The sequence below is a fragment of the Enterococcus innesii genome (assembly GCF_022846515.1).
Classification (GTDB): domain Bacteria; phylum Bacillota; class Bacilli; order Lactobacillales; family Enterococcaceae; genus Enterococcus_D; species Enterococcus_D innesii.
On sequence record NZ_AP025635.1, the window covers coordinates 97,382 to 123,629 of the forward strand.

Annotated in this window: 24 protein-coding genes; 21 read left to right on the forward strand and 3 right to left on the reverse strand. The window is 43.5% G+C overall.

The genetic code is table 11. The annotated features are described in order from the left end of the window. Nucleotides 1-145: 145 nt before the first annotated feature. The 3 genes from ENLAB_RS00480 to ENLAB_RS00490 all read left to right on the forward strand — a co-directional run bounded on the left by ENLAB_RS00480 (nt 146) and on the right by ENLAB_RS00490 (nt 1,499). Nucleotides 146-805 (forward strand): HD domain-containing protein, encoded by a 660-nt coding sequence (locus tag ENLAB_RS00480; RefSeq protein WP_142424854.1) that lies wholly within the window; start codon nt 146-148, stop codon nt 803-805. An 83-nt stretch (nt 806-888) separates the two neighbouring features. Further along, a complete protein-coding gene (locus ENLAB_RS00485) occupies nt 889-1,269 on the forward strand; it encodes a hypothetical protein (RefSeq protein WP_244352130.1) in 381 nt (126 codons plus the stop codon). Further along, complete coding sequence (locus tag ENLAB_RS00490; protein WP_081118683.1) at nt 1,266-1,499, forward strand: hypothetical protein; 234 nt, start codon at nt 1,266-1,268, stop codon at nt 1,497-1,499. Before ENLAB_RS00485 ends, ENLAB_RS00490 begins: the two co-directional genes overlap by 4 nt. 158 nt (nt 1,500-1,657) lie before the next feature. Here ENLAB_RS00490 and ENLAB_RS00495 read toward each other — a convergent pair whose 3' ends face one another. Beyond that, nucleotides 1,658-1,984 carry a hypothetical protein gene (locus ENLAB_RS00495; protein ID WP_081118682.1) on the reverse strand — a complete coding sequence of 109 codons (327 nt, stop codon included), beginning with the start codon at nt 1,982-1,984 and terminating at the stop codon, nt 1,658-1,660. Between the two features lie 93 nt (nt 1,985-2,077). Between ENLAB_RS00495 and ENLAB_RS00500 the strand changes: the two genes are divergently transcribed. Both ENLAB_RS00500 and ENLAB_RS00505 read left to right on the forward strand, forming a co-directional pair. Then, nucleotides 2,078-3,241 carry a VanZ family protein gene (locus tag ENLAB_RS00500; RefSeq protein WP_244352132.1) on the forward strand — a complete coding sequence of 388 codons (1,164 nt, stop codon included), beginning with the start codon at nt 2,078-2,080 and terminating at the stop codon, nt 3,239-3,241. Between the two features lie 58 nt (nt 3,242-3,299). Continuing rightward, nucleotides 3,300-4,646, forward strand: a complete 1,347-nt coding sequence (locus ENLAB_RS00505; protein WP_005226134.1) for a DEAD/DEAH box helicase — start codon at nt 3,300-3,302, stop codon at nt 4,644-4,646. Between the two features lie 37 nt (nt 4,647-4,683). Here ENLAB_RS00505 and ENLAB_RS00510 read toward each other — a convergent pair whose 3' ends face one another. After that, complete coding sequence (locus ENLAB_RS00510; protein WP_244352134.1) at nt 4,684-5,121, reverse strand: GNAT family N-acetyltransferase; 438 nt, start codon at nt 5,119-5,121, stop codon at nt 4,684-4,686. 70 nt (nt 5,122-5,191) lie between these two features. Here ENLAB_RS00510 and ENLAB_RS00515 point away from each other — a divergent pair, with 70 nt between their 5' ends. The 4 genes from ENLAB_RS00515 to cls all read left to right on the forward strand — a co-directional run bounded on the left by ENLAB_RS00515 (nt 5,192) and on the right by cls (nt 12,148). Further along, nucleotides 5,192-6,244 (forward strand): DUF7278 family profilin-like fold-containing protein, encoded by a 1,053-nt coding sequence (locus ENLAB_RS00515; RefSeq protein WP_244352150.1) that lies wholly within the window; start codon nt 5,192-5,194, stop codon nt 6,242-6,244. Between the two features lie 351 nt (nt 6,245-6,595). Continuing rightward, the gene (gene alaS, locus ENLAB_RS00520; protein WP_244352166.1) at nt 6,596-9,238 is read left to right on the forward strand and encodes an alanine--tRNA ligase; all 2,643 of its coding nucleotides are present in this window, start codon (nt 6,596-6,598) and stop codon (nt 9,236-9,238) included. Nucleotides 9,239-9,514: 276 nt separating this feature from the next. Beyond that, a complete protein-coding gene (locus ENLAB_RS00525; RefSeq protein WP_244352167.1) occupies nt 9,515-10,657 on the forward strand; it encodes a cation diffusion facilitator family transporter in 1,143 nt (380 codons plus the stop codon). Nucleotides 10,658-10,681: 24 nt separating this feature from the next. Next, nucleotides 10,682-12,148, forward strand: a complete 1,467-nt coding sequence (gene cls, locus ENLAB_RS00530; protein WP_244352169.1) for a cardiolipin synthase — start codon at nt 10,682-10,684, stop codon at nt 12,146-12,148. Here cls and ENLAB_RS00535 read toward each other — a convergent pair. Then, a complete protein-coding gene (locus ENLAB_RS00535) occupies nt 12,128-12,544 on the reverse strand; it encodes a ribonuclease HI family protein (RefSeq protein WP_201689140.1) in 417 nt (138 codons plus the stop codon). The two genes, cls and ENLAB_RS00535, sit on opposite strands and share 21 nt — an antisense overlap. Nucleotides 12,545-12,609: 65 nt before the next feature. Between ENLAB_RS00535 and ENLAB_RS00540 the strand changes: the two genes are divergently transcribed. The 12 genes from ENLAB_RS00540 (at nt 12,610) to carB (ending at nt 26,246) form a co-directional block, all read left to right on the forward strand. Further along, complete coding sequence (locus ENLAB_RS00540; protein WP_244352171.1) at nt 12,610-13,020, forward strand: EbsA family protein; 411 nt, start codon at nt 12,610-12,612, stop codon at nt 13,018-13,020. A 208-nt stretch (nt 13,021-13,228) separates the two neighbouring features. Continuing rightward, nucleotides 13,229-14,899, forward strand: a complete 1,671-nt coding sequence (locus ENLAB_RS00545) for a formate--tetrahydrofolate ligase (RefSeq protein ID WP_244352173.1) — start codon at nt 13,229-13,231, stop codon at nt 14,897-14,899. A gap of 228 nt (nt 14,900-15,127) precedes the next feature. Then, complete coding sequence (locus ENLAB_RS00550; RefSeq protein WP_244352175.1) at nt 15,128-15,535, forward strand: hypothetical protein; 408 nt, start codon at nt 15,128-15,130, stop codon at nt 15,533-15,535. Further along, the gene (locus ENLAB_RS00555; protein ID WP_077453397.1) at nt 15,528-16,235 is read left to right on the forward strand and encodes a CBS domain-containing protein; all 708 of its coding nucleotides are present in this window, start codon (nt 15,528-15,530) and stop codon (nt 16,233-16,235) included. The genes ENLAB_RS00550 and ENLAB_RS00555 overlap by 8 nt, the downstream gene beginning before the upstream one ends. Next, the gene (gene lspA / locus ENLAB_RS00560; RefSeq protein ID WP_015509729.1) at nt 16,232-16,717 is read left to right on the forward strand and encodes a signal peptidase II; all 486 of its coding nucleotides are present in this window, start codon (nt 16,232-16,234) and stop codon (nt 16,715-16,717) included. Before ENLAB_RS00555 ends, lspA begins: the two co-directional genes overlap by 4 nt. Continuing rightward, nucleotides 16,701-17,609, forward strand: coding sequence for an RluA family pseudouridine synthase (locus ENLAB_RS00565; protein WP_077453395.1), 909 nt, complete (start codon nt 16,701-16,703; stop codon nt 17,607-17,609). Before lspA ends, ENLAB_RS00565 begins: the two co-directional genes overlap by 17 nt. 243 nt (nt 17,610-17,852) lie before the next feature. Further along, nucleotides 17,853-18,389: a bifunctional pyr operon transcriptional regulator/uracil phosphoribosyltransferase PyrR gene (gene pyrR / locus ENLAB_RS00570; RefSeq protein ID WP_077453394.1), complete on the forward strand. Its 537-nt coding sequence runs from the start codon at nt 17,853-17,855 to the stop codon at nt 18,387-18,389. Between the two features lie 19 nt (nt 18,390-18,408). Continuing rightward, entirely contained in the window at nt 18,409-19,689 is a 1,281-nt protein-coding gene (locus ENLAB_RS00575; RefSeq protein ID WP_244352177.1) for a solute carrier family 23 protein, read from the forward strand. A 47-nt stretch (nt 19,690-19,736) separates the two neighbouring features. Continuing rightward, a complete protein-coding gene (locus ENLAB_RS00580; RefSeq protein ID WP_077453392.1) occupies nt 19,737-20,663 on the forward strand; it encodes an aspartate carbamoyltransferase catalytic subunit in 927 nt (308 codons plus the stop codon). A gap of 31 nt (nt 20,664-20,694) precedes the next feature. Beyond that, entirely contained in the window at nt 20,695-21,978 is a 1,284-nt protein-coding gene (gene pyrC, locus ENLAB_RS00585; protein ID WP_244352178.1) for a dihydroorotase, read from the forward strand. Between the two features lies 1 nt (nt 21,979). After that, entirely contained in the window at nt 21,980-23,059 is a 1,080-nt protein-coding gene (locus ENLAB_RS00590) for a carbamoyl phosphate synthase small subunit (protein ID WP_005235984.1), read from the forward strand. A gap of 1 nt (nt 23,060) precedes the next feature. After that, entirely contained in the window at nt 23,061-26,246 is a 3,186-nt protein-coding gene (carB, locus tag ENLAB_RS00595) for a carbamoyl-phosphate synthase large subunit (protein WP_194194542.1), read from the forward strand. Nucleotides 26,247-26,248 lie beyond the last annotated feature (2 nt).

Genomic DNA, 26,248 nt, shown 5'->3' on the forward strand with positions numbered 1-26,248 from the left:
TAACAAGTGGAAAGAAGCTTCGCAAGGCGTTGCCTCCTCAACTGTTTAGTGGGAGCTCGTTTTGTTGAACTTCTTTTCGTTTTCGCGCTATCATCAATTGAAAAAAAGGCAGGTTAGCTGCTTTCGCATCGAAAGAAGGAGAAAGATGAACAAGGAAAACAATGCGGCAGATCTTAGCAAAGTAATTGCTTATGCCAAGAGTATACTGGGGAACGATTACACAGGACATGGGTATGATCATGTCAAACGAGTGGCGGGATTAAGTCAAGCCATCATCGATGCCGACAAATTAACGGTTGATACCTTTGTCGTTCAGGCAGCAGCCTACTTACACGATACAGTGGATGATAAAGTTGTGGCGGATGTCACAGCGGCGTATACCGAGGTGCGAGCTTGTTTGACCGCAGCGAGAGCCAGTGAAGCACAAACGAAAGAAATTTTTTCTATTATTGAGAATCTATCTTTTTCAAAAGAACTTTTACAAGGGGCACAGGTAGCCTCAGTAGAAGGACGTGTGGTCCGTGATGCAGATCGTCTCGATGCTTTAGGTGCGATCGGTATTTTACGAACGAGCTATTTTGGTGGCAGTCATCAACACCCGATCCATGACAGTAACTTAGCACCAAAGACGTTTCAAGATCATCAGGATTACCGTAAAGGAACCACGGTGATCAATCATTTTTATGAAAAACTATTTTTGCTTCCCGAAAAGATGACCACGGAGTATGGCAAAAAAGAAGCCCAGCGACGTGTGGCTTTTATGAAAGATTTCTTGCAAGAATTTTATACAGAATGGGATGTATAGCTTTGTTTAGAGTTTTTTAAACGAAAATTCGATTATTTCCTTTTTCTTCCGTTGTTCTTTATAATAGTAAGTACAAAGGAGGGATGGAAATGTACTACCAACAGGCATTACAACCGAATGAACTATTGCCAGCAATTTCCAATTCAGGGGAATGTTTTTTTGTCATTCAGGCTGAGCTACCCATCCGGCAATATCAAATCGCAGTCTATCTTTACGACGATCAATTCTTTTTGTTGCAAGATGATCGCTTGTTTGATCAAATCGACCATATCTCTAGTGAAACATTAGGGGATGAGGAAGAGATTTTACCATTTATCGAAGAAGCGTTGGAAGAAAACCATTATTTATTAGTGGAAAAAGCGTTTATTCGTTTAGATTTATCTACTTTGCAAAAGATGACCGATCTTACTAGTTTCGATATCTTGTTTTATGAATTTTTTGATTCATGGGGGGAAGAAGAATGAAACGGACTGAATACGTAACGCTACAAGACCAAACATTGATTGACCTATTCCAGCAGTTAGGAGAGGATGTTTCGAATCTGGAGCTGATCGATGAAGAAAAAAATATCGATGTTGTGGTTGTTTCAAATAGTGACTGGCAGTATTTGTTGGAACAAGTCAATGATGATGTAAAAGAATCTTTTGCTGATACGTCAGAGACAGACCCGGATGAAGGACTAGCCGACGAATAAACGCTTTTTGTGGTTGATAAACTGTTTTACTACGGGAGTGGCGGTTGGATCTTTAGAAGGGGTTTAACAATCTAGGCAGCTTACCAAAAAAAATACGAAGCAATTTCATTCCTCAAGCAAGAGGAGCAGATTGCTTCGTATCACAAGGTAGGCTGCTTTTATTTTGACTGCAGGCGCACTTTTTTGACTTTTAGATAGCCGCGAACCAAGTTAACTATAAGTAAAAGAATCCCCACAATCAATGGAATCGCTAATAAGTAAGGTGAGTAAAGATGGGTATCTTGTACGTGCTGAAAAGATGTTTTAGCCACTTCATTGATGGCTTGTTGAATGACTTGTAAACTAAACCCAGTCAGAAAACCAGCAATGATGAATAGAACAAATCCTAAGTAGGGTATATCGGAAGACCGGCGAAAAAGAGCAAAAGCTACATATAAAACCAAAAGGAATGCCGGTACGCCAAAGGCAAAATAGGGATTTAACATGGTTTTTTAACCTCCTTTTCTTTTATGATACTCCAAAATTTACGTTTTGGGAAATAGCGTGTAAGATAAAAAGAAAACGTGAAGGAGTTCTTTATGTCCGCTTATATTACCCCAATAAAAGTTGCCCTGCTGGTTTTTCCTTTCCTAGCATTGGCGATATCAATGATTTTTTTTGTTATCCAATACCGAAAATACGGTCGTTTTATCTTGTCACGCGCACTGGTTCTGTATTCGTTTGTCTTCTATTTATTGTGCGCCTATTTCTTAGTTATCCTGCCATTGCCCTCGATCGAAGAGGTAGCGCAGATGACTGGCCCTAAGATGGAATTGCAGTTAGGGGCATCGTGGCAACATTTTGTCCAACAGACCGTCTTAAACATTCACGATCCGCAAACCTATATTCCCGCTATGAAACAAGGGGTCTTTCTAGAACCTCTCTTTAATTTATTGTTGACCTTGCCATTCGGGGTTTACTTACGTTATTACTTCAAGTGTTCTTTTTTTAAAACACTGGCGATGACCTTTTGTCTGACGTTGTTTTTTGAATTAACGCAGTTGACGGGACTGTATTTTATTTATCCTCGTCCGTATCGTTTATTCGATGTCAATGATCTCTTTGTCAATACAGTCGGAGGGCTTGTGGGCTGGACGATCGCCCCACTTTTTACGTTCTTATTGCCATCAAGAGAAGAAATGGACGCCGACTCTTACGCCAAGGGTACTCGGGTAACCGTGACACGAAGGGTGGTTGCTTGGTTGATCGACTGGGGAATACTGAATGTGATCAGTTTCCTTGTGGTGATCGCTGTTCGTTTGCTCACTCAACAGACGGTACGAGACTTTAGTGGGGACTATTGGTACTTTGCTCTTGAAGTGTTGCTGTACTTTGTGTTGTTGGCTTATCTTGCCAAAGGACAAACGATTGGAAAAAAACTCGTACGGATCAAAATCATGCAAGAAGATCGTGAGCGTGTTAGCTTGGGGGCTTTATTGAAACGCTATGGCTTGTTTTATCTGATTTATGCCAGCATCAGTCGGGTCAATATCTTTTTCGCACCGTTTCTTGAGTCGAATAATATGCTGCTTTTAGTCGTTAGTTTGTTGATGGTGGTTATTTTTGGGTTGATCCAGTTTGGCTTTTACTTGAATCTCGTGTGGGCAGCAATAAAAAAAGAAAGCCGCTTTTTCTATGAACGCCGCAGTGCAACGTATACCATCAGTACGATCGATCCTCAATCGATTACAAAAGAAAGTTAGGAAAACAAGGCAACATATGCTATAATCCAAAGGATGCTAAAAGAAAGAAGGTGTTTGAATGTCTTTTGAGTCATTTAAATTTCAACCATTTATTTATGAAGCACTTGCTGATAAAAAGTTCTCTAAACCAACAGAAGTGCAAGAAAAACTGATACCTGTTATCCAAAAAGGCCGTAGTGTTGTAGGGCAATCACAGACCGGAAGTGGTAAGACCCACACATTTTTACTGCCATTGATGGATAAAATCGATGCCGAAAAAGATGAAGTGCAAGTAGTGATCACTGCACCGAGTCGTGAATTAGCCACGCAAATCTATCACGCCGCAAAACAAATCGGCGGATTTCATGATCCTGAAATTCGAGTGTCAAATTTCGTTGGAGGAACGGATAAGCAACGTCAATTGAGCCGTCTGCAAAACCAACAGCCCCATGTCGTGATTGGGACACCTGGTCGTATCTTGGATATGATCAACGAACAAGCGTTAGGGGTTCACACTGCCAATGTATTTGTCGTGGATGAAGCAGACATGACCTTGGATATGGGCTTTTTAGAAGAAGTCGATCAAATTGCGGGGCGTTTGCCTGAGAAACTGCAAATGCTGGTTTTCTCCGCAACGATTCCAGAGAAATTGCGACCTTTCTTGAAAAAATACATGGCCAATCCATTGATCGAAGAAATCAAATCGAAAGCAGTCATCTCTGATACGATCGAGAATTGGTTGATTTCTACCAAAGGGAAAAATACCAATAAATTGATCTACCAATTATTGACTACAGGCCATCCCTATCTTGCCATCGTTTTTGCCAACACGAAGAGCCGTGTGGATGAAATTACGGATTACTTAAAGGAGCAAGGTTTAAAAGTGGCGAAGATCCACGGCGACATCAGCCCTCGTGAAAGAAAACGGATCATGCGCCAAGTGCAAAATTTGGACTACCAATATGTGGTCGCAACAGATTTAGCGGCGCGAGGGATTGATATTGAAGGGGTGTCTCATGTCATCAATGCTGAGATTCCAGCTGATTTGGATTTCTTTATCCATCGTGTTGGTCGGACAGGTCGAAACCAAATGGATGGGACCGCGATTACGTTATATGATCCAAGTGATGAAGGGGCAATCCAAGCCATCGAAGATCTAGGGGTTGTTTTCCAACCGAAGGAAATCAAAAATGGCGAGATCGTTGCGACTTACGATCGGAATCGTCGACAAAAGCGGGAAAAATCTCGTGATGAATTAGACCCAACCTTGATTGGCCTAGTCAAGAAGAAGAAGAAAAAAATCAAGCCTGGCTACAAGAAAAAAATTCAATGGGCTGTTGATAAGAAGAACAAAGAAAAACGGAAGATCGAACGCCGTCAAACGACTCGAACTGCCCGCAAAAACAAGAAAAATTCGAATAGTTAATGGTTACCAAAACAGCAGTCATGTAAGGGGTGTTCTCTTACTTGACTGCTGTTTTTAATTGTTTGGTCATTTCTACACACAATACACCATCTTCAGTATAGGGCTCGGACGTTTTTTGATACCCGCAGGCTTCATAAAACGCACAAGCATCGATCTCTGCTGATAAAACTGATTGGATGGCACCCTCTTGGATACCGCGCATTTCGAGATAATGCAGGAGCTTCCTTCCATAACCTTGATGACGAAAAGCCTTAGCTACGCAAAAGCGGTCAGGTTGCAGGGTATTTGGCGTAGAGAATTGATATCTGATGGTAGCGATCGGTATGTTTCCATCATGCCAAAGAAAGTATGGACAGGTTTGGTCTTTTTCATCAAATTCCCATTCTATAGGGATGTGTTGTTCTTCCACAAAAACGGCTTGCCGCAAGGCGAAAACCGCTTGTAGCATCCACGGACTGCGTCCAAAATAAAGCATCAGTCGTTTTCCTCCTTTTTCGTGGTATACTCGTCATATAGTAATTGTAGCAGATGAGAGGAGAAATGACGTGGATTTTTTTGAGGCGTTACAATGGTCAAATTGGAAGACACTGTCCTTTGAAATCAAAGAACAGCTGATCCAGCAAATTTTAATGTATTTTGTCAGTCCTTTAAAGGAGATCACCGATGTCCATTTTAGTCAATTGACGTATGCAGGGTTGAAATGTGCTACCTTTGAATTAACGATCGATGGCGAAGACTTTGTCTTTATACCAGGGAACTCTGAGGCGATCTTAGGTTGGGATCTCGGTGTGCAAGGGTTACCGGCTACTTGCTGGAGTAAAAATTGGCAGTCAGCACCCAACGAGATCATTCACCAGCTGGAAACAATCTATGAATTAGAAACCAGCCAAGATTGGGGGATTTTTGTCAATGAGTCTACGAGCCCTTTGCGCAAAGCTGTGATTGATCCCATGCTAGTCCAAAAAAGTGCGCTGCCTGCTGGCGCAAGGTATATCGGGCAGCTGAATACGATCACTGGGGAGTTTCACGGGTTAGTCGATCAATTCAGTGTTTTCGAAAAAGAGCTAAAGGCAAAATTCACAGCACCAGCGTCCTTTGAGGAAAGCTTGCGTTGGGAATTACCCGCTTTTTATCACGAAGAGAATCGCTATTTTGCTGCACTCGAGCCGTTATCGGAAACCTATCAGTTATTTACCCACGAATCCGTCAGTCAAACAGAATTGAAACAGCAGTTAGACAAACAAGGCTTTCAGCTGCTATCAGAGGATCAATGGGAATACGTTTGCGGTGCTGCGACTCGGCGACTTTTTCGCTGGGGCAATGAAAAGCCCTGCGATGATGGCGTCTCTTTGTCAACCGCTGAATTGCTTGAACCGAATTTATTTGGCTGCACCTATGGGCTTGCGGATGCGTGGGAGCTGACAGATGGCTTGTCTTTAAAAATGGAGAATTGGCAAATTTGTGGTCATCCCTTATTCGATGCCTTGCCGTATGCCAGTTATTACCGTTCACGGAAAATGTTGCAGCCCGATCAAAAGCTTTCTCCCCAGAACTATCGTTACCGCAAAGGGATCCTAATCAATAAAGAGCGGATTTGAGGATTGACTTTTTCAAAACATTTCCTTATACTTTGAATGACGAAGGATATGGTCGGTTTGATGATTCATTACAGAAAGTTTTTCATTGCTGAGAGAAAAACATGAATTCGGACGGATTGCTCCCTTTGGTGCTCAACTGCAGCAGAAATGTTGCCGTCCACTCCGCGTTAACGAGTCTAAGAGGTAATGAGTCACATCATTGCAAGCAAGGTGGTACCGCGTATCGACGTCCTTGCTCTGCAATGGTGTTTTTTTATCGTCAAAATGTCTCGACAGGCATAAGAGCGCCTTACCAGCAATTTTGTCAGCCCCTGTATCTTAAGCGAACACAGAAGAAAGTAGGAGAATAACGTGAAACAATTATCCAGTGCAGAAGTACGCCAAATGTTTTTGGACTTCTTTCAATCAAAAGGTCATTCAATTGAACCAAGTGCGTCCCTTGTCCCAGTCAATGATCCAACCCTATTATGGATCAATTCAGGGGTGGCAACGCTAAAAAAATATTTTGATGGCAGTGTTGTTCCTGAAAACCCAAGAATTACCAATGCGCAAAAATCGATTCGGACCAACGACATCGAAAACGTTGGGAAAACAGCAAGACATCATACGATGTTTGAAATGTTAGGCAACTTTTCGATCGGCGATTACTTTAAGAATGAAGCGATTCATTGGGCCTGGGAGTTTTTGACCTCCCCAGAATGGATGGCTTTTGATCCAGAGAAATTATATGTCACGGTTTATCCAAAAGACACGGAAGCAAAACGGATCTGGGCAGAAGAAGTCGGCTTAACACCAGAGCATATCGTTGAGATTGAAGACAACTTTTGGGACATCGGTGCAGGCCCCTGTGGACCGGATTCAGAGATTTTCTATGACCGTGGTCCTGAGTTTAATGACGTAGCGGAAGATGATCCCGAAAACTATCCTGGTGGCGAAAATGAACGCTATTTGGAAATCTGGAATCTGGTCTTTTCAGAATTCAATCATCAACCAGATGGCTCCTATGAACCACTACCACATAAAAACATTGATACGGGGATGGGGCTGGAACGAATGGTTTCCATCGTTCAAAATGCACCAACCAATTTTGAAACAGACTTGTTTCTGCCGATCATCAATGCAGTGGCAGATTTAAGCGGTCGTGTGAACTACGGCGACAGCAAAACGACAGATATCTCCTTTAAAGTGATTGCAGACCATATCCGCGCGCTTTCTTTTGCGATCGGCGATGGGGCACTGCCTTCAAATGAAGGCAGTGGCTATGTTTTACGTCGTTTATTACGTCGTGCAGTCATGCATGGGAAAAAATTAGGGATCGATGCTGCCTTCTTATACAAATTAGTACCGATCGTTGGCGAGATCATGGAAAGCTACTATCCTGAAGTATTAGAGCAGCAAGAATTTATTGAAAAAGTGATCCGCAACGAGGAAGAACGTTTCCATGAAACCATCAATGAAGGGTTAGATATTTTAAATCAAGTGATCGCCCAAGTGAAAGCAGACGGTCAAGATACGTTAGCTGGTCAAGATATTTTCAAATTGTATGATACTTACGGCTTCCCAGTTGAATTGACAGAAGAAGTGGCGGAAGACGAAGGGTTGAAAGTGGACCATCAAGGGTTTGAACAAGAAATGGATGCACAACGTGCCCGTGCTCGTGCGGCTCGGCAAACGGAGCTTTCAATGGGCGTACAATCCGCTTTATTGACGGATATCAAAGTGGACAGCCGTTTCGTTGGCTATGATTCACTTGAAGCAAACAGCGAATTATTAGTGATCATCCAAGACGAAGCGTTACATGATTCTGTTTCGACAGGTGAAGCAAAACTGATTTTTGCCGAAACACCATTTTATGCAGAGATGGGTGGACAAGTTGCAGATACAGGGACGATCGTAGCAGAGGATGGCACGATCGTAGCAGAGGTGACGGATGTCAAGAAAGCACCGAACGGTCAGTTCTTGCATACTGCTACAGTCAAAGCGCCACTACAAGAAGGCGTGAACTATTTCTTACAAGTGGATCAGCATCGTCGCAATAAGATCATCAAAAATCATACGGCGACTCACTTATTGCATAAAGCGTTAAAAGAAGTATTAGGCAGCCATGCGAACCAAGCAGGTTCATTAGTTGCTCCAGGACATTTACGCTTTGACTTTAGTCATTTCGGGCAAGTGACCAGCGAAGAACTGAGTCAAATGGAACAAATCGTCAACCAAAAAATTTGGGAAGCCCTCCCTGTTGTGACGATCGAAACGGATATCGATACCGCAAAAGGCATGGGAGCGATGGCACTCTTTGGTGAAAAATATGGGCATGACGTTCGCGTCGTCAATGTTGCCGATTGGTCGATCGAATTATGTGGGGGAACCCATGTAGCAAATACGGAGGATATCGGTATTTTCAAAATCGTTTCTGAATCAGGGATCGGTGCTGGTGTTCGTCGGATCGAAGCAGTGACTAGTCAAGAGGCCTATACGCTATTGCATGAAGAAGAGACGCAATTGAAAGCAATCGCAGGGATCGTTAAATCCGCTCAATTAAAAGAAGTCGTTGCCAAAACAGAACAACTGCAAGCGCAGCTGCGTGAACTGCAAAAAGAAAACGAAGCTCTTGCCAGCAAGTTAGCAAACCAGCAAGCAGGGGATGTTTTCAAAGATGTCAAAGAAGTAAATGGTCTGCGTCTGATCACAGCAAAAGTGACTGTAAAGGACATGAACCAATTACGTCAACTAGCTGACCAATGGAAACAAAAAGACCATTCTGATATTTTAGTGTTAGCTACCGCGAATGATGGCAAAGTGAATCTTTTAGCTGCCATGAACAAAGCAGCCAATGAAAAAGGATTGAAAGCGGGCGATTTGATCAAAGAGATTGCACCTAAAGTTGGTGGCGGCGGTGGCGGTCGTCCTGATATGGCGCAAGCCGGCGGGAAGAATCCTGAAGGAATCGCAGCAGCACTTGAGTCAGCAGCAACGTGGTTAGCTGCCAAGTAATTACACTCACTGGTTGAATCTGTGCAGCAAGTTTCTTTCGTTTGAGAAGATAGATGAAAGAGGAGCGCAGGTCTTTAACACATTCCTTTTTTGAACGAAGATGACGGAGGGGGAGACCCTTCCGTTATCTTTTTCTTTTTTCCTACATGTTATCTGAAAATGCGTTTGATAATTGAAGGGAATTCGCTTTTTTTTCGAAAAAACGATACGAATAGTTGTTTAATTGAATTCCTTCGGGGTAAAATAAGAAAGATGGTTTTTTGAGAGGGTGATGATTTGCTAAACTTTTTTTTAAAACGTAGCAAAAAAAATGGTGTCTACGAACGTACAGCCATCGGGAAGTTAGCAGGTAGTCTGGGGGTGCTTTCGAACCTCCTATTATTCGCAGGGAAATTTATCATTGGCTTATCTGCGCAGTCTGTTTCGATTATGGCCGATGCCATCAACAGTCTTTCAGATACCGCCTCGTCTATTTTAACATTGATCGGTTTTCGGATCTCTGCGAAACCAGCCGACAGTGAACATCCGTATGGACATGAGCGTTTTGAAGCCATCAGTGGGTTCGTGGTATCTTTGATCATCACATTTGTTGGTGGCCAATTTCTCATCAGTTCTGTGCAACGCGTCATGGAACCGACGAGTATCCGTCTTTCCCCACTATTGTTTATCATTTTGGTTTTATCGATTTTGATCAAAGTCTGGCAAGGAGCAATGTACCGCAGATTGGCTAAGTTGATCGGCTCTCAAACACTAAGTGCCAGTGGGCAAGACAGTCTCAACGATGTGTATACAACAGGGGCGGTTTTGTTTTCAGCGACGATCGAGTGGTTGACCGGTTTACGAATCGATGGCTATGTTGGTTGTCTGATTGCGCTCTACATTTTGATCAGCGGCATTAAAATGATTCGGTCTTTCATCAATGAATTGCTAGGGGCACGACCTACGCAAGAAGAAGTCTCCGCCATGGAGCAACGCTTGGATCACTATCCGACGATTCTCGGTTACCATGATTTACTGGTTCACAATTATGGGCCGAAAAATCGTTTTGCCAGTGTGCATATCGAAGTAGATGAAACCTGGTCACTACGAGAAGCGCATGAGGTGATTGATGCGATTGAACAAGATTTTCGCCAATCCTTGAAAGTCGACCTGGTCTGTCATCTTGATCCAGTACCAATTCAAAATCAGCAGTATCGGCATCTAAAAAAAGAAGTGTCAAAGATCGTTCGCTTCGTTGACCCACAGTTACGGATGCATGATTTTCAGGTCAAAGGAGATCTGTTGGCTTTTGATTTAGTGATTCCTGCAAAATCTGTTTATAGCGATCGAGAAATCGAAGAAATGTTGAAACAAAAAATCAAAGAAACACTAGGGGACTATGATTTAAAGCTTGCTTTCGACCATAGTTACCTATTATAGGGTTACAGGATATAGGAGGAAACTATGATAAAAATGGATATGAGCATGATTTCCACGGTCTTATTGGCACTTTTGTTTATTAATACGATTGCTGCTTTTATTACTGTTTTTCGGAAACCACGCTCGATTGCAAGTGTCTTTGCTTGGATGATGACGTTGGTATTCATCCCCGGCATTGGGTTCTTGTTGTACTTGTTTTGCGGACGGGGAATCGATGGAGAAATTATTTATAAATTCAGTGAGCATCATCAGAGTAGGATCAATGAGTTGAATCGAATCATCAAAGTGCACAATTATTCTTTTCCAGAACATCCTTACTCAGATGATAATCATTTATTGGAGCGCTATTTTAAAAACCTGGATGAATCGCCCTTGACTAAAGGAAACAAGGTGGAATTTTACACAGATGGCAAAGAAAAATTTGCAGCATTATTCGAAGATATGAAGCAAGCTGAAGACAACCTGCATGTGGAGTATTATTCATTTTTTAATGATGAGATCGGTGGCCAATTCTTGTCTATCTTGATCGATAAAGCCCGTGAAGGCGTGGAAGTCCGTTTGGTCTATGATCCATGGGGTTCACCGAAAGCCAATCGCAAGTTCTTCCAACCGCTGATCGATGCTGGAGGAAAAGTCGTGCCATTTATCACCTCGAAAAATCTGATTCGTAACACACGGCTAAATTACCACCTTCATCGGAAAATCGTTGTGATCGATGGACAAATTGGCTGGACTGGCGGGTTTAATGTTGGTGATCAATATCTTGGCAAAAAGGCCAAGTTCGGCTATTGGCGAGATACCCACGCAAGAATCGTCGGAACCGCTAGCTTTACGCTACAAGAGATTTTTATTCGTGATTGGAATGCATCGGTGCAAAAGGAAGAGGATCAGCTAGAATACGAAGATCGTTATTTTATTTTGCCACCGAAAGAGCTTGCTGGAAATGTTGATCTGCAAATTGTCGCCGACGGTCCAGAAACAGAGACCCAAATCCTTAAAGGCGGTTTTGTGAAAATGATTTTGGCTGCGAAAGAATCGATTTGGATCCAAACGCCTTATTTGATTCCTGATGACAGTATGATGAATGCATTGGAAATTGCCATCCACTCAGGTGTAGACGTCCGAATCATGATTCCATGTATGCCGGATCATCCATTCATTTATCGGGCAACACAGCACTATGCCAATTACTTGCATCGCCGTGGTGCAAAAATCTACATCTATAACAACGGTTTCCTCCATGCGAAGACGGTCATGATGGATGATACCATTAGTTCCTTTGGGACGACGAATCAAGACATTCGGAGTTATGCCTTGAATTTTGAAGTCAATGCCTTCGCCTACGATCACGATGTCACGCAAACGTTGAAAGGCTTCTTTGAAGAGGATATGACACAATCAACATTACTGACGGATGAAATTTTGGCTAAGCAATCTTACTGGTTGCGCTTCAAACAAAACTTCTCTCGGTTATTGTCTCCGATCCTTTAATTTCATCGCTTTTGCTAATCCTTGGCGGGCCAAATGGTCGGCACCTTTGTTTTGACTCTCAGGGACCCATTGGATGATCGCTAAAGAGAACTGTTTCAACAAGTATTGAATTTCTGTTAAATAATCAGAAAAAGCAGGGTTTTTGGTATAATTCTTGTCGATGGTCTGCGCAACGACTTTGCTGTCGGTATAAAGCATAATTGTCTGTTCCTGTAACCCTTTGTCAATCAACAGCTGCAGCGCGTTGACCATCACAGCGAACTCTGCTTGGTGGTTGGTGGAATCAGGTAGCGGAAACGCAATTTGTTCATGCAGATCAGTACCGACAATGACGATTCCACCGCCACTAGGGCCGGGGTTGCCTTTCGTGGAAGCATCAAGATAAACTTTTAACATTGTCTCACCCTTTTTTGATATGATAAAGATAGTATACTAGAAATTTTATGTTGTGAGGAACTTTTATGAAGCGTAAATTGTATTGGCAACCGGAAGCTGCTACAGCGATCATTTATTGGTCGTTCACTATGATGATATTATTTATCAGTTTGATTCTTTCGTTAGAAAATACCAGACCTTATTGGAAAAGCAACCTCGTTTTAGCCGTCTTCTTCTTTTTTGTATGGCTGGGGCTCCACCGGAGTCTGCTCATTAGAAATGACGTGTTACTGATTCGCTATGCACGTATATGGAAGAAAAGAATCGTCTCTCTGTCTGAGATAGAAAAATGGCAAATTAAAAACCGTTTAATAAGCATTACCGATCATCAAAGAACGTATACCTTCACGTTACGTAAAAAAGATGTGGTATGGTTAGAAACTTTTTTTCAAGAAAAAATCCCTGAAAAAAGGGTGCAGGTCGAAACCCACGACTAATTCATAGGAATCTAGAAAACAGCGATCACTCCTTTTGGCGGTACAGCCTTAGGAGAGACGCTGTTTTTGTTTACGTAAAGGATCCGTGAAACTTCTTGTAAAAGTGTGAAAAATCTCTCTTTCTTTCTGAATAAAATCAAGTATAATAAGACCATAGCAAACAAAACCTTTTTTAAAGTGCTAAATAGTTCGTGAATTGAGGGTAAAAATGAAATCAGATATCGAAATTGCACAAGAATCAAAGCCTAAACCGATTATTGAAATTGCTGAACCACTTGGTTTAACAGGGGATGACCTGGAACTTTATGGCAAATATAAAGCAAAAATCGAATGGTCGGCAATCAACGAAAAAGCAAACAATCCACTGGGGAAGCTGATTTTAGTCACAGCGATCAGTCCGACACCAGCAGGAGAAGGCAAGTCAACTGTGACCATTGGACTTGCAGATGCGTTAAATCAAATCGGCAAGCAAACCGTCATCGCCTTACGTGAGCCATCATTGGGACCCGTAATGGGCATCAAAGGCGGCGCCACTGGCGGTGGTAAAGCACAAGTACTACCGATGGAAGACATCAACTTACATTTCACAGGTGATATGCATGCGATCACGGCTGCTAATAACGCCTTGTCTGCGTTGATCGACAATCATATCCAACAAGGCAACGAATTAGGGATCGACGGACGTCGGGTTACATGGAAACGCGTTGTCGATTTGAATGATCGTGCGTTACGCCAAGTGATCGTTGGCTTAGGCGGCCCATTACAAGGTGTTCCTCGTGAAGATGGTTTTGATATTACTGTCGCAAGTGAAATCATGGCGATTTTGTGTTTGGCAAAGAGCATTGATAACTTAAAAGAACGATTAGGAAAGATCTTAATTGGTTATTCTTTTGAGAAACAACCAATTTACGTAAAAGATCTGGCGGTCCAAGGTGCTTTAGCCTTACTTTTAAAAGATGCTCTCAAACCGAATCTCGTTCAAACGATCGAAGGAACCCCTGCGCTGATCCATGGCGGGCCTTTTGCGAATATCGCCCATGGGTGTAATAGTGTGATCGCAACCGAGACAGCTTTGCACTTAGGCGAATACACGGTGACCGAAGCTGGTTTTGGTGCCGATTTAGGTGCAGAGAAATTTTTAGATATCAAAACACCAAATCTATCAAAAGCACCGGATGCGATCGTGGTTGTGGCAACGATCAGAGCATTGAAGATGCATGGCGGTGTCGCTGTCGCTGATCTAGGGACTGAGAATACAGAAGCATTAGAGCGGGGCTTCAGTAATTTAAAACGGCATGTTGAAAATATGCGCAAATATCAGATTCCAGTGGTAGTCGCCCTCAATGAATTTTCACAAGATACCGAAGCGGAGCGTGAATTAGTTGAAGCCTTGTGCCAGCGAATCGATGTCACCGTCGCTCGGACAGCTGTTTGGGCAGATGGTGGAGCGGGTGGAACGGATCTCGCAAAAGCGGTAGTCCAAGTGATCGAGGAAAAACCGGCTAACTACCAACGCTTGTATACGGACGATTTGCCTTTAGCGGATAAAGCTTCTTTGATCGTGCGGGAAATCTATGGCGGGGCTGAGGTTGAGTTTGCACCAAAAGCCAAGGCGCAGTTGCAAAACTTTAAAGAGCAGGGCTGGGATCATTTGCCGATCTGTATGGCAAAAACCCAGTATTCCTTTAGTGATGATCCAAAGCAACTGGGTGCACCAGAAGGCTTTTCTGTGACCATTCGTGAGTTCGTACCCAAGCTAGGTGCTGGTTTTATCGTAGCCTTGACTGGTGCCGTGATGACGATGCCGGGATTACCGAAGAAACCTGCCGCCATCAATATGGACGTGACTTCTGATGGACAAGCGATCGGTCTTTTCTAAAAGAGCGGTCGCAAACAAAGAAGGCATTCGCGGCATTTGAAACGAAAGAACGTAAAGAGATGATTTGATAGGACGGATGCACGCTGCATTCGTCTTTTTCTCGTTCATTTGACGTGATGGAAGATAAAAGTAGGGATTCTTGTTATAATAATCAAGGAAGCAATCAAAAGTCTATTTTCTTTCTTTTGATAATCAAGTATACTTAACCAATTGAGGTGATCTTTGTCAATGGAGCTAGAACTAACTAGGAGGACTGGTTTTTATGGAATGGGCAGTCCCTTAGAGATCATGCAAGGGAAAAAAAGAATCGCTGCCATCAATCATCAGCAAACGATTTTTTTGGCGCTGGCTGAGCAGACGCCGATTCGTGTGCGCATGTTTTTTTTAGAAAGTCAGCCTTTTCAGCTACCACAAGGCCAATCAGCACTCAAGCTGGAGGTCGTGATGAATCCTGCGCTTAAAAGAGTATATATCGGCTTTTATTTAAGCCTTTTTCTCATGATAGGGGTTTTGGGCTTATTATCCATCTACCTCTACTCGTTGATTTTTGTTGGTGTGTATTTGGTGGCTTATTTTGTCTTTGTTTTGATTTATTTAAAAAAAGCATATCTTATCAAGGAGGTTCCTCATGGCTAGTGGTGCAGATCAATTTTTGAGCAGTTTTAATCGAATCGAAAAGCGTCTTCGAGACGAATTGGATAATCCGCGGAATATGGGGTTTTCTGAAATGGTTCGTCGCTTATCAAAAAGTAAAAATATCAATGTTAGAAGAGCAGAAGATGATCTATTACAGATGGCTCAGCTGCGCAATGCCATCGTTCATGAAAAAATTGGTGAGAACTTTGTCATTGCAGAGCCAAATGAATGGGTCGTCAATCGCATTCAAGAAATTGAACGATCTCTACTGGCGCCTGAAAAAGTCATGCCGCGTTTTGCGAAACGAGTGACTGGTTTTGAAAAGCACCTGCCATTACCAGAGTTATTGAAAATCGTTGCCCAAAAGCGCTACTCACAATTTCCAATCTATGATAATGGTCGATTTTTGGGCTTGATCACTTTGCGAATGCTGGGGTACTGGTTAGCGAAAGAAAGCCTCCATGGTGAAATCAAGTTAGCAGGCAGAACGGCCGATGAATTATTAGCAGGAGACGGGAAACGATCGAATTTTTGTTTCGTTTCGGCAGAAACAACCATTGTTGAAGTCGAGGAACTGTTTCAAAAAAATGCCCTGCTTGAGGCGGTATTGATCACCAAAGATAAAAATCCGAATGGAAATCTCTTGGGCATCATCCGTCCACGAGATATTTTCAAAGAAGAAAGAGTGGAAAATTTATGATCGCGTTGTTTTTTTTGTTAAGTGCTGTTGTCATTGGCTTGGATCAATGGCTGAAAATTTGGATCGTTGCCAATTATCAACTAGGTGAAACACATTCTCTGATCGACAATGTGTTGTCCCTGACCTATCTTCAGAATACGGGTGCAGCTTGGAGTATTCTAGAAGGAAAAATCACCTTTTTTGCGATCATCACCGTTATCGCGGTTGCCGTCGTTGTTTATCTATTGTTTCGCTACCAAAAAAGCAGCCTATGGTTTCGTTTCGGACTGGCGTTTGTTCTAGGTGGCGCTATCGGGAACTTCATCGATCGCTTGCAGCATGGCTTTGTAGTGGACATGTTCCAGCTTGATTTTATCAATTTCCCAATTTTCAATATCGCTGATATGTCATTAGTGTTTGGGGTAATCTTGATTTTTATTTATGCACTAGTAGATGATGTAGCAAAAGGGAAACAAGGAGAATCAAATGGAAAAGCAAATTGAAGTAATCATTAAAGAAGAAAAAGGGCGGGTCGACAAAGTGTTGGCCGAACGCTTGCCTGACCATAGCCGTTCACAAGTCCAACAATGGCTGAAAGAAGATGCCGTTACTTTGGCAGGTGAGACGGTCCGGGCTAATTATAAAGTAAAAGCAGGCGATCACTTGGTCATCCAAGTGCCAGAGCCGGAAGTAGTAGATTTAGAGCCAGAAAATATTCCTTTAACGATCGTCTATCAAGATGCTGATGTGGCAGTCATCAACAAGCCGCAAGGGATGGTGGTTCATCCATCCGCTGGTCATCCGAGTGGCACCTTAGTCAACGCATTGTTGTACCATATGGAGGATCTATCGACGATCAACGATGTTGTTCGGCCGGGTATCGTTCATCGAATCGACAAAGATACGTCGGGTCTGTTAATGATTGCCAAAAATGATCAGGCGCATGAGTCGTTAGCGAAACAATTGAAAGACAAAACCTCGTTACGCAAGTATGTGGCTTTGGTCCATGGCAATATCAGCCACGAAAAAGGCACCATCAATGCACCCATCGGCCGCTCGAAAGTCAATCGTAAAATGCAGGCGGTGATTGAGAACGGCAAACCCGCAGTGACTCATTTCACCGTGTTGGAACGCTTTGATCAATTTACCTTGGTGGAATTGCAATTGGAAACTGGAAGAACCCACCAAATTAGAGTGCATATGCAATATATCGGGTTTCCGTTAGCCGGTGACCCAATCTACGGACCAAAGCGTACCTTAAAAGGCAACGGCCAGTTTTTACATGCCAAGCTTTTAGGCTTCACACATCCCACAACGGGTGAGTCAATGGTCTTTGAAGCCCCATTACCAGAACTATTTGAGGACACCCTAAAAAAATTACGAAAAAATGATTGATTTTTTTGTGGTGGAACTGTATAGTAATTGTAACAACTAAATAGCTCCTTTAAATGTAGTCCCGTGAGGCTAAGAAGGAATGAGTAAGCAGACGACTCCCGCGTTGGAGATTCGAACCCTTACTGGATGATAACGTGTACCCAAAATCCACAGAATGGGATTTTAGGCAACGATCGGAAAACATGACTCCTACCTCAAGCAGGTAGGAGTTTTTTTATGTTCAAAATTAGGAGGGAACAACATATGGCAGCGAAAGAAGTAGTAGATGCAGTAACAATGAAACGAGCGTTAACACGGATCACCTACGAAATTATTGAAAGAAATCGCGGCATTGATAATTTGGTGCTAGTAGGAATCAAGACAAGAGGCATCTATATCGCCCAACGGATTGCGGAACGTTTAAAACAATTGGAAGGCGTAGAAGTACCTGTCGGAGAATTGGACATCACCTTGTACCGAGATGATAAAAAGAGCGAAGATGATCCAGAGATCCATTCATCAGACATCCCGACGGCCATTGACGGCAAAGAAGTGATCTTGATCGATGATGTCTTGTTTACCGGACGGACGATTCGAGCAGCTTTGGATGCAATCATGGATATAGGTCGACCAAAACGAATCTCACTAGCCGTTCTAGTTGATCGCGGCCATCGGGAACTGCCGATTCGGGCAGATTTTGTTGGGAAGAATATTCCAACTGCTTTAAGTGAAGAAATTATCGTTGAGATGGAAGAATCAGATGGTTCTGACCGGATCATGATCAATAAAGAAAACGACTAGGAAGAAGAGTGACAGCAACATGCAGAAGCAAGAATTTCGTAATCCAGACGCAGTTTTAGACATCAAAGATCGGCCCAAAGCACTGCCTTGGTTAGGCCTTAGTTTACAACATCTTTTCACGATGTTCGGTGCGACAGTTTTAGTACCGATCTTGGTAGGGATCAACCCCAGTATCGCTTTGGTAAGTTCCGGTATTGGGACATTGGTTTACTTGGTCACAACGAAAGGGAAAATCCCAGCGTATCTAGGCAGCAGCTTTGCGTTTATCGCGGCGATGCAAATGCTGATGGAATCAGACGGCTACCCAGCCATCGCCCAAGGCGCCATCACGACTGGATTGGTCTACGTGATCGTTTCTCTGATCATCAAACGTGCTGGCGCTGCTTGGTTGGATAAGATCTTACCACCGATCATTGTCGGTCCTGTGATTATGGTGATTGGTCTAGGATTAGCCGCCAACGCCGCCCAAAATGCGATGTACAATGACTCAGTTTACGATTTCAAGTACATTCTAGTAGCTTTGGCTACCTTGGGATTAACGATTTTCTTCAACATGTTTTTGCGAGGGTTCTTAGGGCTGATCCCGATCCTGCTAGGGATCGTTGGCGGATACTTGATCGCCTTAGCGTCAGGGATCGTCGACGTACAACCAATCATTGACGCCAACTGGTTTGGGCTGCCAAGTTTCGAAATTCCTTTCATTAATTATGAACCCAAACTGTATCTAAATGCGATCACTACGATGGCACCGATCGCTTTCGTCACCATGACAGAACATATCGGACATCTGATGGTCTTAAACAAACTAACGAAGCGGAACTTCTTTGAAGAGCCGGGCTTGAACCGAACACTCTTAGGCGACGGTTTTGCTCAAATCGCAGCCGGTCTCGTTGGGGGACCGCCAGTGACAAGTTACGGAGAAAACATCGGGGTTTTAGCAATTACACGGGTCCATAGCGTGTTCGTCATCGGTGGTGCGGCAGTTTTAGCCATCGTACTAGGCTTCGTTGGAAAACTAAGCGCATTGATCTTAAGTATTCCTGGCCCAGTCATCTCAGGGATCAGCTTCCTGCTCTTTGGCGTCATCGCTGCCAGCGGGTTGAAAATTTTGATCGACAACAAAATCGATTTTGATCGTAAGAAGAATTTGATCATTGCGTCAGTGATCCTTGTGGTAGGAATCGGCGGTCTTGTGTTCACGGTCGGTACCTTCACCTTATCTGCAATGGCGTTAGCAACTGTCCTAGGAATCTTCTTGAATCTTATTTTACCTGACAGCTCTCGCAGCGAAGAAAAATAACTTGTGCCAACTCATCGTTTAAACAGAAACAAAGGAGGAATTCATTCATGATTATTCAATCCGAAAGAATCAGCTTAAAGCATCTTTTGACGGTCGAAGCATTGACGGACCGTGAAGTGATGGGACTCATCCGCAGAGGACAAGAATTCAAAAGAGGGGCGAAATGGATGCCCCAAAAGGAACAGTATTTCGCAACAAATCTCTTTTTTGAAAACAGTACTAGAACCCACAAAAGCTTTGATGTTGCTGAGAAAAAACTAGGGATCGAAGTCATTGAATTTGAAGCCTCCACCAGTTCTGTTCAAAAAGGCGAGACCCTGTATGACACAGTCTTGACGATGTCAGCTCTGGGCGTAGATGTGGCAGTCATTCGCCACGGCGATGAAAACTACTACGACGATTTGATCCAAAGCAAAACGATCCAGTGCAGTATCATCAATGGCGGGGACGGCAGCGGCCAACACCCAACACAATGTTTGTTGGATCTAATGACGATCTATGAAGAGTTCGGGCACTTTGACGACTTGAAAGTCGCCATCGTAGGTGACATCACCCACTCACGGGTCGCAAAATCAAACATGCAAATGCTCAAGCGACTTGGCGCAAAAGTTTTCTTTTCAGGACCGAAAGAATGGTACGACGAAGAGTTTGAAGTGTACGGTCATTGGCTGCCATTAGATGAATTAGTGGAAGAAGTTGATGTCATGATGATGCTTCGTGTCCAGCACGAGCGCCATGATGGAACGGAAAGCTTTTCCAAAGAAGAATACTTAAAAAATCACGGGTTGACCGTCGAACGGGCAGCCAGAATGAAGGAACATGCGATCATAATGCACCCAGCGCCGGTCAATCGCGATGTGGAATTGGCTGATGCGCTAGTTGAAAGCTTACGCTCACGAATCATTACACAGATGTCGAATGGCGTCTTCGTTCGAATGGCGATTCTTGAAGCAGTATTAAATGGTAAAGCCTAACAGTCAAAAGGAATAAGAGGAGGAAGTTTACATGAAAACACTCATTAAAAACGGTAAAATCATCAAAAAAGACAATCACTGTGTTCCTGCAGCAATTTGGATCGAAGAAGGAATCATTCGCGGGATCGGTACAGCATTTCCCGAAACAGATTTTGACGAAGTCATCGATGCCAAAGAGCAATTGATCACACCAGGGTTAGTGGATGTTCATGTACACTTCAGAGAACCAGGCTTTGAATACAAAGAAACAATTGAAACGGGTAGTAGGGCAGCAGCTCGTGGTGGGTTCACAACAGTTTGCGCAATGCCTAACCTTGACCCAGTTCCTGATACACCAGAAAAATTAACAGCTTTATACGAAAAAATCAACGCAGATGCGTCAATCAATGTCTTACAATACGCGCCGATTACAGAAAACTTGCGCAGTGAAACATTGACGGATGCAGCTGGAATGAAAGCTGCTGGCGCTTTCGCCTTGACGAACGATGGCGTGGGTGTTCAGACTGCTGGCACAATGTATCTGGCAATGAAGCAAGCAGCCGAAAATGACTTGGCTTTGGTTGCCCACACAGAAGATGATTCCTTACTCTTTGGCGGCGTGATGCATGCTGGTAAAAAAGCGGAAGAACTTGGATTACCAGGGATCTTGAGTGTAACGGAAGCATCTCAAATCGCTCGGGATGTGCTTTTGGCGGAAGCAACAGGAGCCCATTACCATGTCTGCCATGTCTCTACGAAAGAAAGTGTTCGGGTGATCCGAGATGCCAAAAAAGCTGGCATTCATGTGACAGCCGAAGTTTCTCCCCACCATTTACTTCTGATCGATGAAGATATTCCTGCCGATGAAGGCTTTTGGAAAATGAACCCACCATTACGTGGGCAAGAAGACCGTGAAGCGTTGATCGAAGGTCTGCTGGATGGCACGATCGACTGTATCGCGACGGATCATGCACCGCATGGTTATGAAGAAAAAATGCAAAGCTTTTTAAAAGCTCCCTTTGGCATCGTCGGATCAGAATATGCCTTCCAATTGTTGTACACTCATTTTGTAAAAACAGGACGCTTTACCTTACAGCAATTAGTGGATTGGATGACCGTGAAACCAGCATCAATTTTTGGTCTAAGCGCCGGAACGATGATGGTCGGAGACAAAGCCGATCTCGCAATTTTTGACTTAGAATCAGCTTATAACGTGGATCCTAAGCAATTCCTATCAAAAGGAGTCAATACGCCTTTCGGTGGATGGACGTTATATGGGGATACAAGTTATACATTTGTAAATGGAAAATTAGTATGGCAAAAAGGTGGGCAATAATATGAAACGTTGGCTTATTTTAGAAGATGGAACATACTTTGAAGGCGAAGGCTTTGGTGCCAGTATCAATGTTTTTGGTGAGATTGTTTTTACCACCAGCATGACGGGCTATCAAGAAGCCATTACGGATCAAAGCTTTAACGGACAAATCATTACGTTTACGTATCCGATGGTAGGAAATTACGGCGTCAACCGAGACGACTACGAATCAATTTCACCGACTTGTAAAGGGGTCGTTGTGAAAGAACACGCGCGTCTAGCGAGTAATTGGCGGAAGCAGCTGACGTTAGATGAATTTTTAAAACGCAAAAATATTCCAGGGATCGCAGGAATCGATACACGCGCGCTGACAAGAAAGATCCGTCAACACGGAACCATGAAAGCGAGCATCGTTGATGCGGGAGATGTCTTTGACCATGCCTTTGATCAATTAAAAGCAGCGGTTTTACCAACCAATCAAGTGGCACAAGTCTCCACCTCAAAACCTTATCCAAGCCCTGGAACGGGTCGCAATATCGTGGTCATCGACTTCGGCTTGAAGCACAGTATTTTACGAGAGCTGTCACGTCGCAACTGCAATCTAACTATTTTGCCATACAATACGACAGCGCAAGAAATTTTAGACCTCGCACCAGATGGCGTGATGCTGACGAATGGACCGGGCGATCCTAAAAGCTTGCCAGAAGCAATTAAAATGATACAAGGGATTCAAGGCAAGGTACCAATCTTCGGGATTTGTTTAGGCCATCAGCTCTTCTCATTAGCGAATGGGGCAGATACCTATAAAATGAAGTTCGGTCACCGTGGATTAAACCATCCAGTAAGAGAGATCGCCACTGGTCGGATCGATTTTACCTCACAAAACCATGGATTTGCTGTGGATGAAGCATCCATCGATCCTGAAAAACTAATGGTGACCCACGTCGAAGTGAACGATGGCACGATCGAAGGGGTTCGTCATCGCCGCTACCCAGCATTCAGTGTCCAATACCACCCAGATGCGGCACCGGGCCCGCATGATGCGGTCCACTTATTTGACGAATTTTTAGAGATGATCGATGCATGGAAGGAGCAGAACTAATATGCCAAAACGTACAGATATCAAGAAAATCATGGTTATCGGTTCTGGACCGATTATTATAGGACAAGCGGCAGAGTTTGATTATGCCGGCACACAAGCTTGTTTAGCTTTACGAGAAGAAGGCTACGAAGTGGTGTTAGTCAATTCGAATCCCGCAACGATCATGACGGACAAAGAAATTGCTGACAAAGTCTACATTGAACCAATCACATTTGAATTTGTCTCACGGATTTTACGTAAAGAACAGCCTGATGCAATTTTACCGACATTAGGCGGACAAACGGGCTTGAATATGGCGATGGAATTAGCCAACTCAGGTATTTTGGATGAATTAGGAATTGAGTTGCTAGGAACCAAATTAGCAGCAATCGACCAAGCAGAAGACAGAGATCTATTCAAACAATTAATGGAAGAATTGGATCAACCGATCCCAGAATCTGAAATCGTGTCAACGGTGGAAGCAGCAGTTGAATTTGCAAAAAAAATCGGCTTTCCAATCATTGTTCGTCCAGCATTTACGCTAGGGGGAACAGGCGGCGGCATGTGTAACAATGAAGAAGAGCTGCGCCAAATCGCTGAAAACGGCTTGAAGCTCTCGCCAGTGACCCAATGCTTGATTGAACGGAGTATTGCTGGGTTTAAAGAGATCGAATATGAAGTGATGCGAGATTCTGCTGACAACGCGATCGTCGTTTGTAATATGGAAAACTTCGATCCAGTCGGCATCCACACCGGCGATTCCATCGTCTTTGCCCCTAGTCAAACACTGTCAGATCATGAATACCAAATGTTGCGAGATGCGTCATTAAAAATTATTCGCGCATTAAAAATCGAAGGTGGCTGTAACGTTCAATTGGCGCTTGATCCTCATAGCTTCAACTACTATGTCATTGAAGTAAATCCACGGGTCTCACGTTCCTCTGCGTTAGCAAGTAAAGCTACAGGGTATCCAATTGCCAAATTGGCAGCGAAAATTGCCGTCGGTTTAACATTGGATGAAATGAAAAACCCAGTCACAGAAACTACCTATGCAGAATTTGAACCGGCACTAGACTATGTGGTCGCAAAAATTCCTCGCTGGCCGTTTGACAAGTTTGAAACTGGGGAACGTCGATTAGGAACCCAAATGAAAGCAACTGGAGAAGTGATGGCGATTGGTCGTAATATTGAAGAGTCATTACTGAAAGCTGTTCGTTCATTAGAAATCGGCACACATCATATCGAAATGAAAGAACTAGAAGCTCTTTCTGACAATGATCTGATGGAAAAAGTCATCAAGGCGCAAGATGATCGCCTATTCTACGTCATGGAAGCCATCCGAAGAGGGTATACCATCGAAGATTTGAATGAAATGACGAAAATCGATTTATTCTTCTTAGATAAAATGCTTCACATCTTTGAGATCGAACAAGCATTAGCAAACGACCCACAATCCCTTGATGTGTTGAAAAAAGCCAAGCAAAATGGCTTTACGGATAAAAAGATCGCTGAGCTGTGGGAAACCACAGAAGCTGAGATCCGCACGCTGCGCCATGAGCAAAAGATTTTGCCCGTCTACAAAATGGTGGATACATGTGCCGCAGAATTTGAATCAGCAACGCCTTATTTTTACAGCACCTATGAGTTTGAGAATGAAAGCAAACGTAGCGCAAAAGAATCTGTTCTTGTCTTAGGTTCTGGACCGATCCGAATCGGACAAGGGGTGGAGTTTGACTATGCAACAGTGCACTCGGTGAAAGCGATCCAAGCTGCTGGCTATGAAGCAATCATCATGAACAGCAATCCCGAAACGGTTTCGACTGACTTCTCTATTTCCGACAAGCTGTACTTTGAACCATTGACCTTAGAGGATGTCTTACACGTGATCGATTTGGAACAACCCATTGGGGTCATCGTCCAATTTGGCGGGCAAACGGCGATCAACTTAGCAGAGCCTTTAGTAAAAGCTGGGGTCAAAATCTTAGGCACCAGCATTGAAGATCTTGATCGTGCCGAAAATCGTGATCTCTTTGAGCAAGCATTACAAGCGCTAGATATTCCGCAACCACCAGGGGATACAGCGACGAACGAACAAGAAGCAATCGCCATCGCTCAAGAAATCGGCTATCCTGTTTTAGTCCGCCCAAGTTATGTCTTAGGAGGGCGCGCGATGGAAATCGTGGAAAACCAAGCCGATTTAGAAGATTACATGCGTCATGCAGTGAAAGCATCACCAGAACATCCTGTCTTGGTCGATCGTTACTTGGTCGGTAAAGAATGTGAAGTCGATGCTATCTGTGACGGCAAAACTGTTTTGATTCCTGGAATCATGGAACATATCGAGCGTGCAGGGGTCCATTCAGGAGATTCAATGGCGGTCTATCCACCGCAAAATCTTTCGGATGAACTGATTGCTACAATCGAAGAATATACCAAACGCTTGGCATTAGGTTTAAATTGTATCGGTATGATGAATATCCAATTTGTCATCCATGAAAACAAAGTGTATGTCATTGAAGTAAATCCTCGTGCTAGCCGAACCGTACCATTTTTAAGCAAGGTAACAGAGATCCCAATGGCCCAAATTGCCACGAAGGCGATTCTCGGAGAAGAAATCACAGCGTTAGGTTATCAAGACGGACTTGCGCCAACACCAAATGAAGTACACATCAAAGCACCGGTCTTCTCCTTTACAAAACTTTTAAAAGTCGATACTTACTTAGGCCCTGAAATGAAATCAACAGGTGAAGTAATGGGATCAGACAAAGATTTGGCAAAAGCACTTTATAAAGCTTTTGAGGCATCAGGCCTGCATATTCCTGAATTTGGAAAAGCACTTTTCACCGTTGCAGACGAAAGCAAAGAAGAGGCAGCAGCGCTGGCGGCGCGTTTCGTAGAGGTCGGCTTCACCTTATTGGCTACCAATGGAACCGCTGATTACTTTGAAGAAAAAGGCCTGCAAGTGACACGAGTTGCTAAAATCTCTGATCAACAAGCAGAAGAAACGGTTGTTGATTTGATCCGTAAAGGAACGACCCAAGTAGTAGTCAATACCATGGATAAAGATCGCCAAAATGCAACGGAAGACGGATTTATCATTCGTCGAGAAGCAGTGGAACATGGTGTACCGACCTTTACTTCTCTTGATACAGCGGATGCAATTCTAAAAGTGATGGAATCCCGCAGTTTTTCAACAAAAGCAATTTAACG

What these genes read in the sequence shown, in the direction of transcription:
- ENLAB_RS00485 (WP_244352130.1), top strand. Translation starts at nt 889, where the DNA reads ATGGAAATGTACTACCAACAGGCATTACAACCGAATGAACTATTGCCA.
- cls (WP_244352169.1), top strand. Translation starts at nt 10,682, where the DNA reads ATGATAAAAATGGATATGAGCATGATTTCCACGGTCTTATTGGCACTT.
- ENLAB_RS00565 (WP_077453395.1), top strand. Translation starts at nt 16,701, where the DNA reads ATGGAAAAGCAAATTGAAGTAATCATTAAAGAAGAAAAAGGGCGGGTC.
- ENLAB_RS00545 (WP_244352173.1), top strand. Translation starts at nt 13,229, where the DNA reads ATGAAATCAGATATCGAAATTGCACAAGAATCAAAGCCTAAACCGATT.
- pyrC (WP_244352178.1), top strand. Translation starts at nt 20,695, where the DNA reads ATGAAAACACTCATTAAAAACGGTAAAATCATCAAAAAAGACAATCAC.
- ENLAB_RS00495 (WP_081118682.1), bottom strand. Translation starts at nt 1,984, where the DNA reads ATGTTAAATCCCTATTTTGCCTTTGGCGTACCGGCATTCCTTTTGGTT.
- ENLAB_RS00500 (WP_244352132.1), top strand. Translation starts at nt 2,078, where the DNA reads ATGTCCGCTTATATTACCCCAATAAAAGTTGCCCTGCTGGTTTTTCCT.
- ENLAB_RS00590 (WP_005235984.1), top strand. Translation starts at nt 21,980, where the DNA reads ATGAAACGTTGGCTTATTTTAGAAGATGGAACATACTTTGAAGGCGAA.
- pyrR (WP_077453394.1), top strand. Translation starts at nt 17,853, where the DNA reads ATGGCAGCGAAAGAAGTAGTAGATGCAGTAACAATGAAACGAGCGTTA.
- ENLAB_RS00550 (WP_244352175.1), top strand. Translation starts at nt 15,128, where the DNA reads ATGGAGCTAGAACTAACTAGGAGGACTGGTTTTTATGGAATGGGCAGT.
- ENLAB_RS00575 (WP_244352177.1), top strand. Translation starts at nt 18,409, where the DNA reads ATGCAGAAGCAAGAATTTCGTAATCCAGACGCAGTTTTAGACATCAAA.
- ENLAB_RS00510 (WP_244352134.1), bottom strand. Translation starts at nt 5,121, where the DNA reads ATGCTTTATTTTGGACGCAGTCCGTGGATGCTACAAGCGGTTTTCGCC.
- ENLAB_RS00505 (WP_005226134.1), top strand. Translation starts at nt 3,300, where the DNA reads ATGTCTTTTGAGTCATTTAAATTTCAACCATTTATTTATGAAGCACTT.
- carB (WP_194194542.1), top strand. Translation starts at nt 23,061, where the DNA reads ATGCCAAAACGTACAGATATCAAGAAAATCATGGTTATCGGTTCTGGA.
- ENLAB_RS00535 (WP_201689140.1), bottom strand. Translation starts at nt 12,544, where the DNA reads ATGTTAAAAGTTTATCTTGATGCTTCCACGAAAGGCAACCCCGGCCCT.
- ENLAB_RS00580 (WP_077453392.1), top strand. Translation starts at nt 19,737, where the DNA reads ATGATTATTCAATCCGAAAGAATCAGCTTAAAGCATCTTTTGACGGTC.
- ENLAB_RS00490 (WP_081118683.1), top strand. Translation starts at nt 1,266, where the DNA reads ATGAAACGGACTGAATACGTAACGCTACAAGACCAAACATTGATTGAC.
- ENLAB_RS00555 (WP_077453397.1), top strand. Translation starts at nt 15,528, where the DNA reads ATGGCTAGTGGTGCAGATCAATTTTTGAGCAGTTTTAATCGAATCGAA.
- ENLAB_RS00540 (WP_244352171.1), top strand. Translation starts at nt 12,610, where the DNA reads ATGAAGCGTAAATTGTATTGGCAACCGGAAGCTGCTACAGCGATCATT.
- lspA (WP_015509729.1), top strand. Translation starts at nt 16,232, where the DNA reads ATGATCGCGTTGTTTTTTTTGTTAAGTGCTGTTGTCATTGGCTTGGAT.
- ENLAB_RS00480 (WP_142424854.1), top strand. Translation starts at nt 146, where the DNA reads ATGAACAAGGAAAACAATGCGGCAGATCTTAGCAAAGTAATTGCTTAT.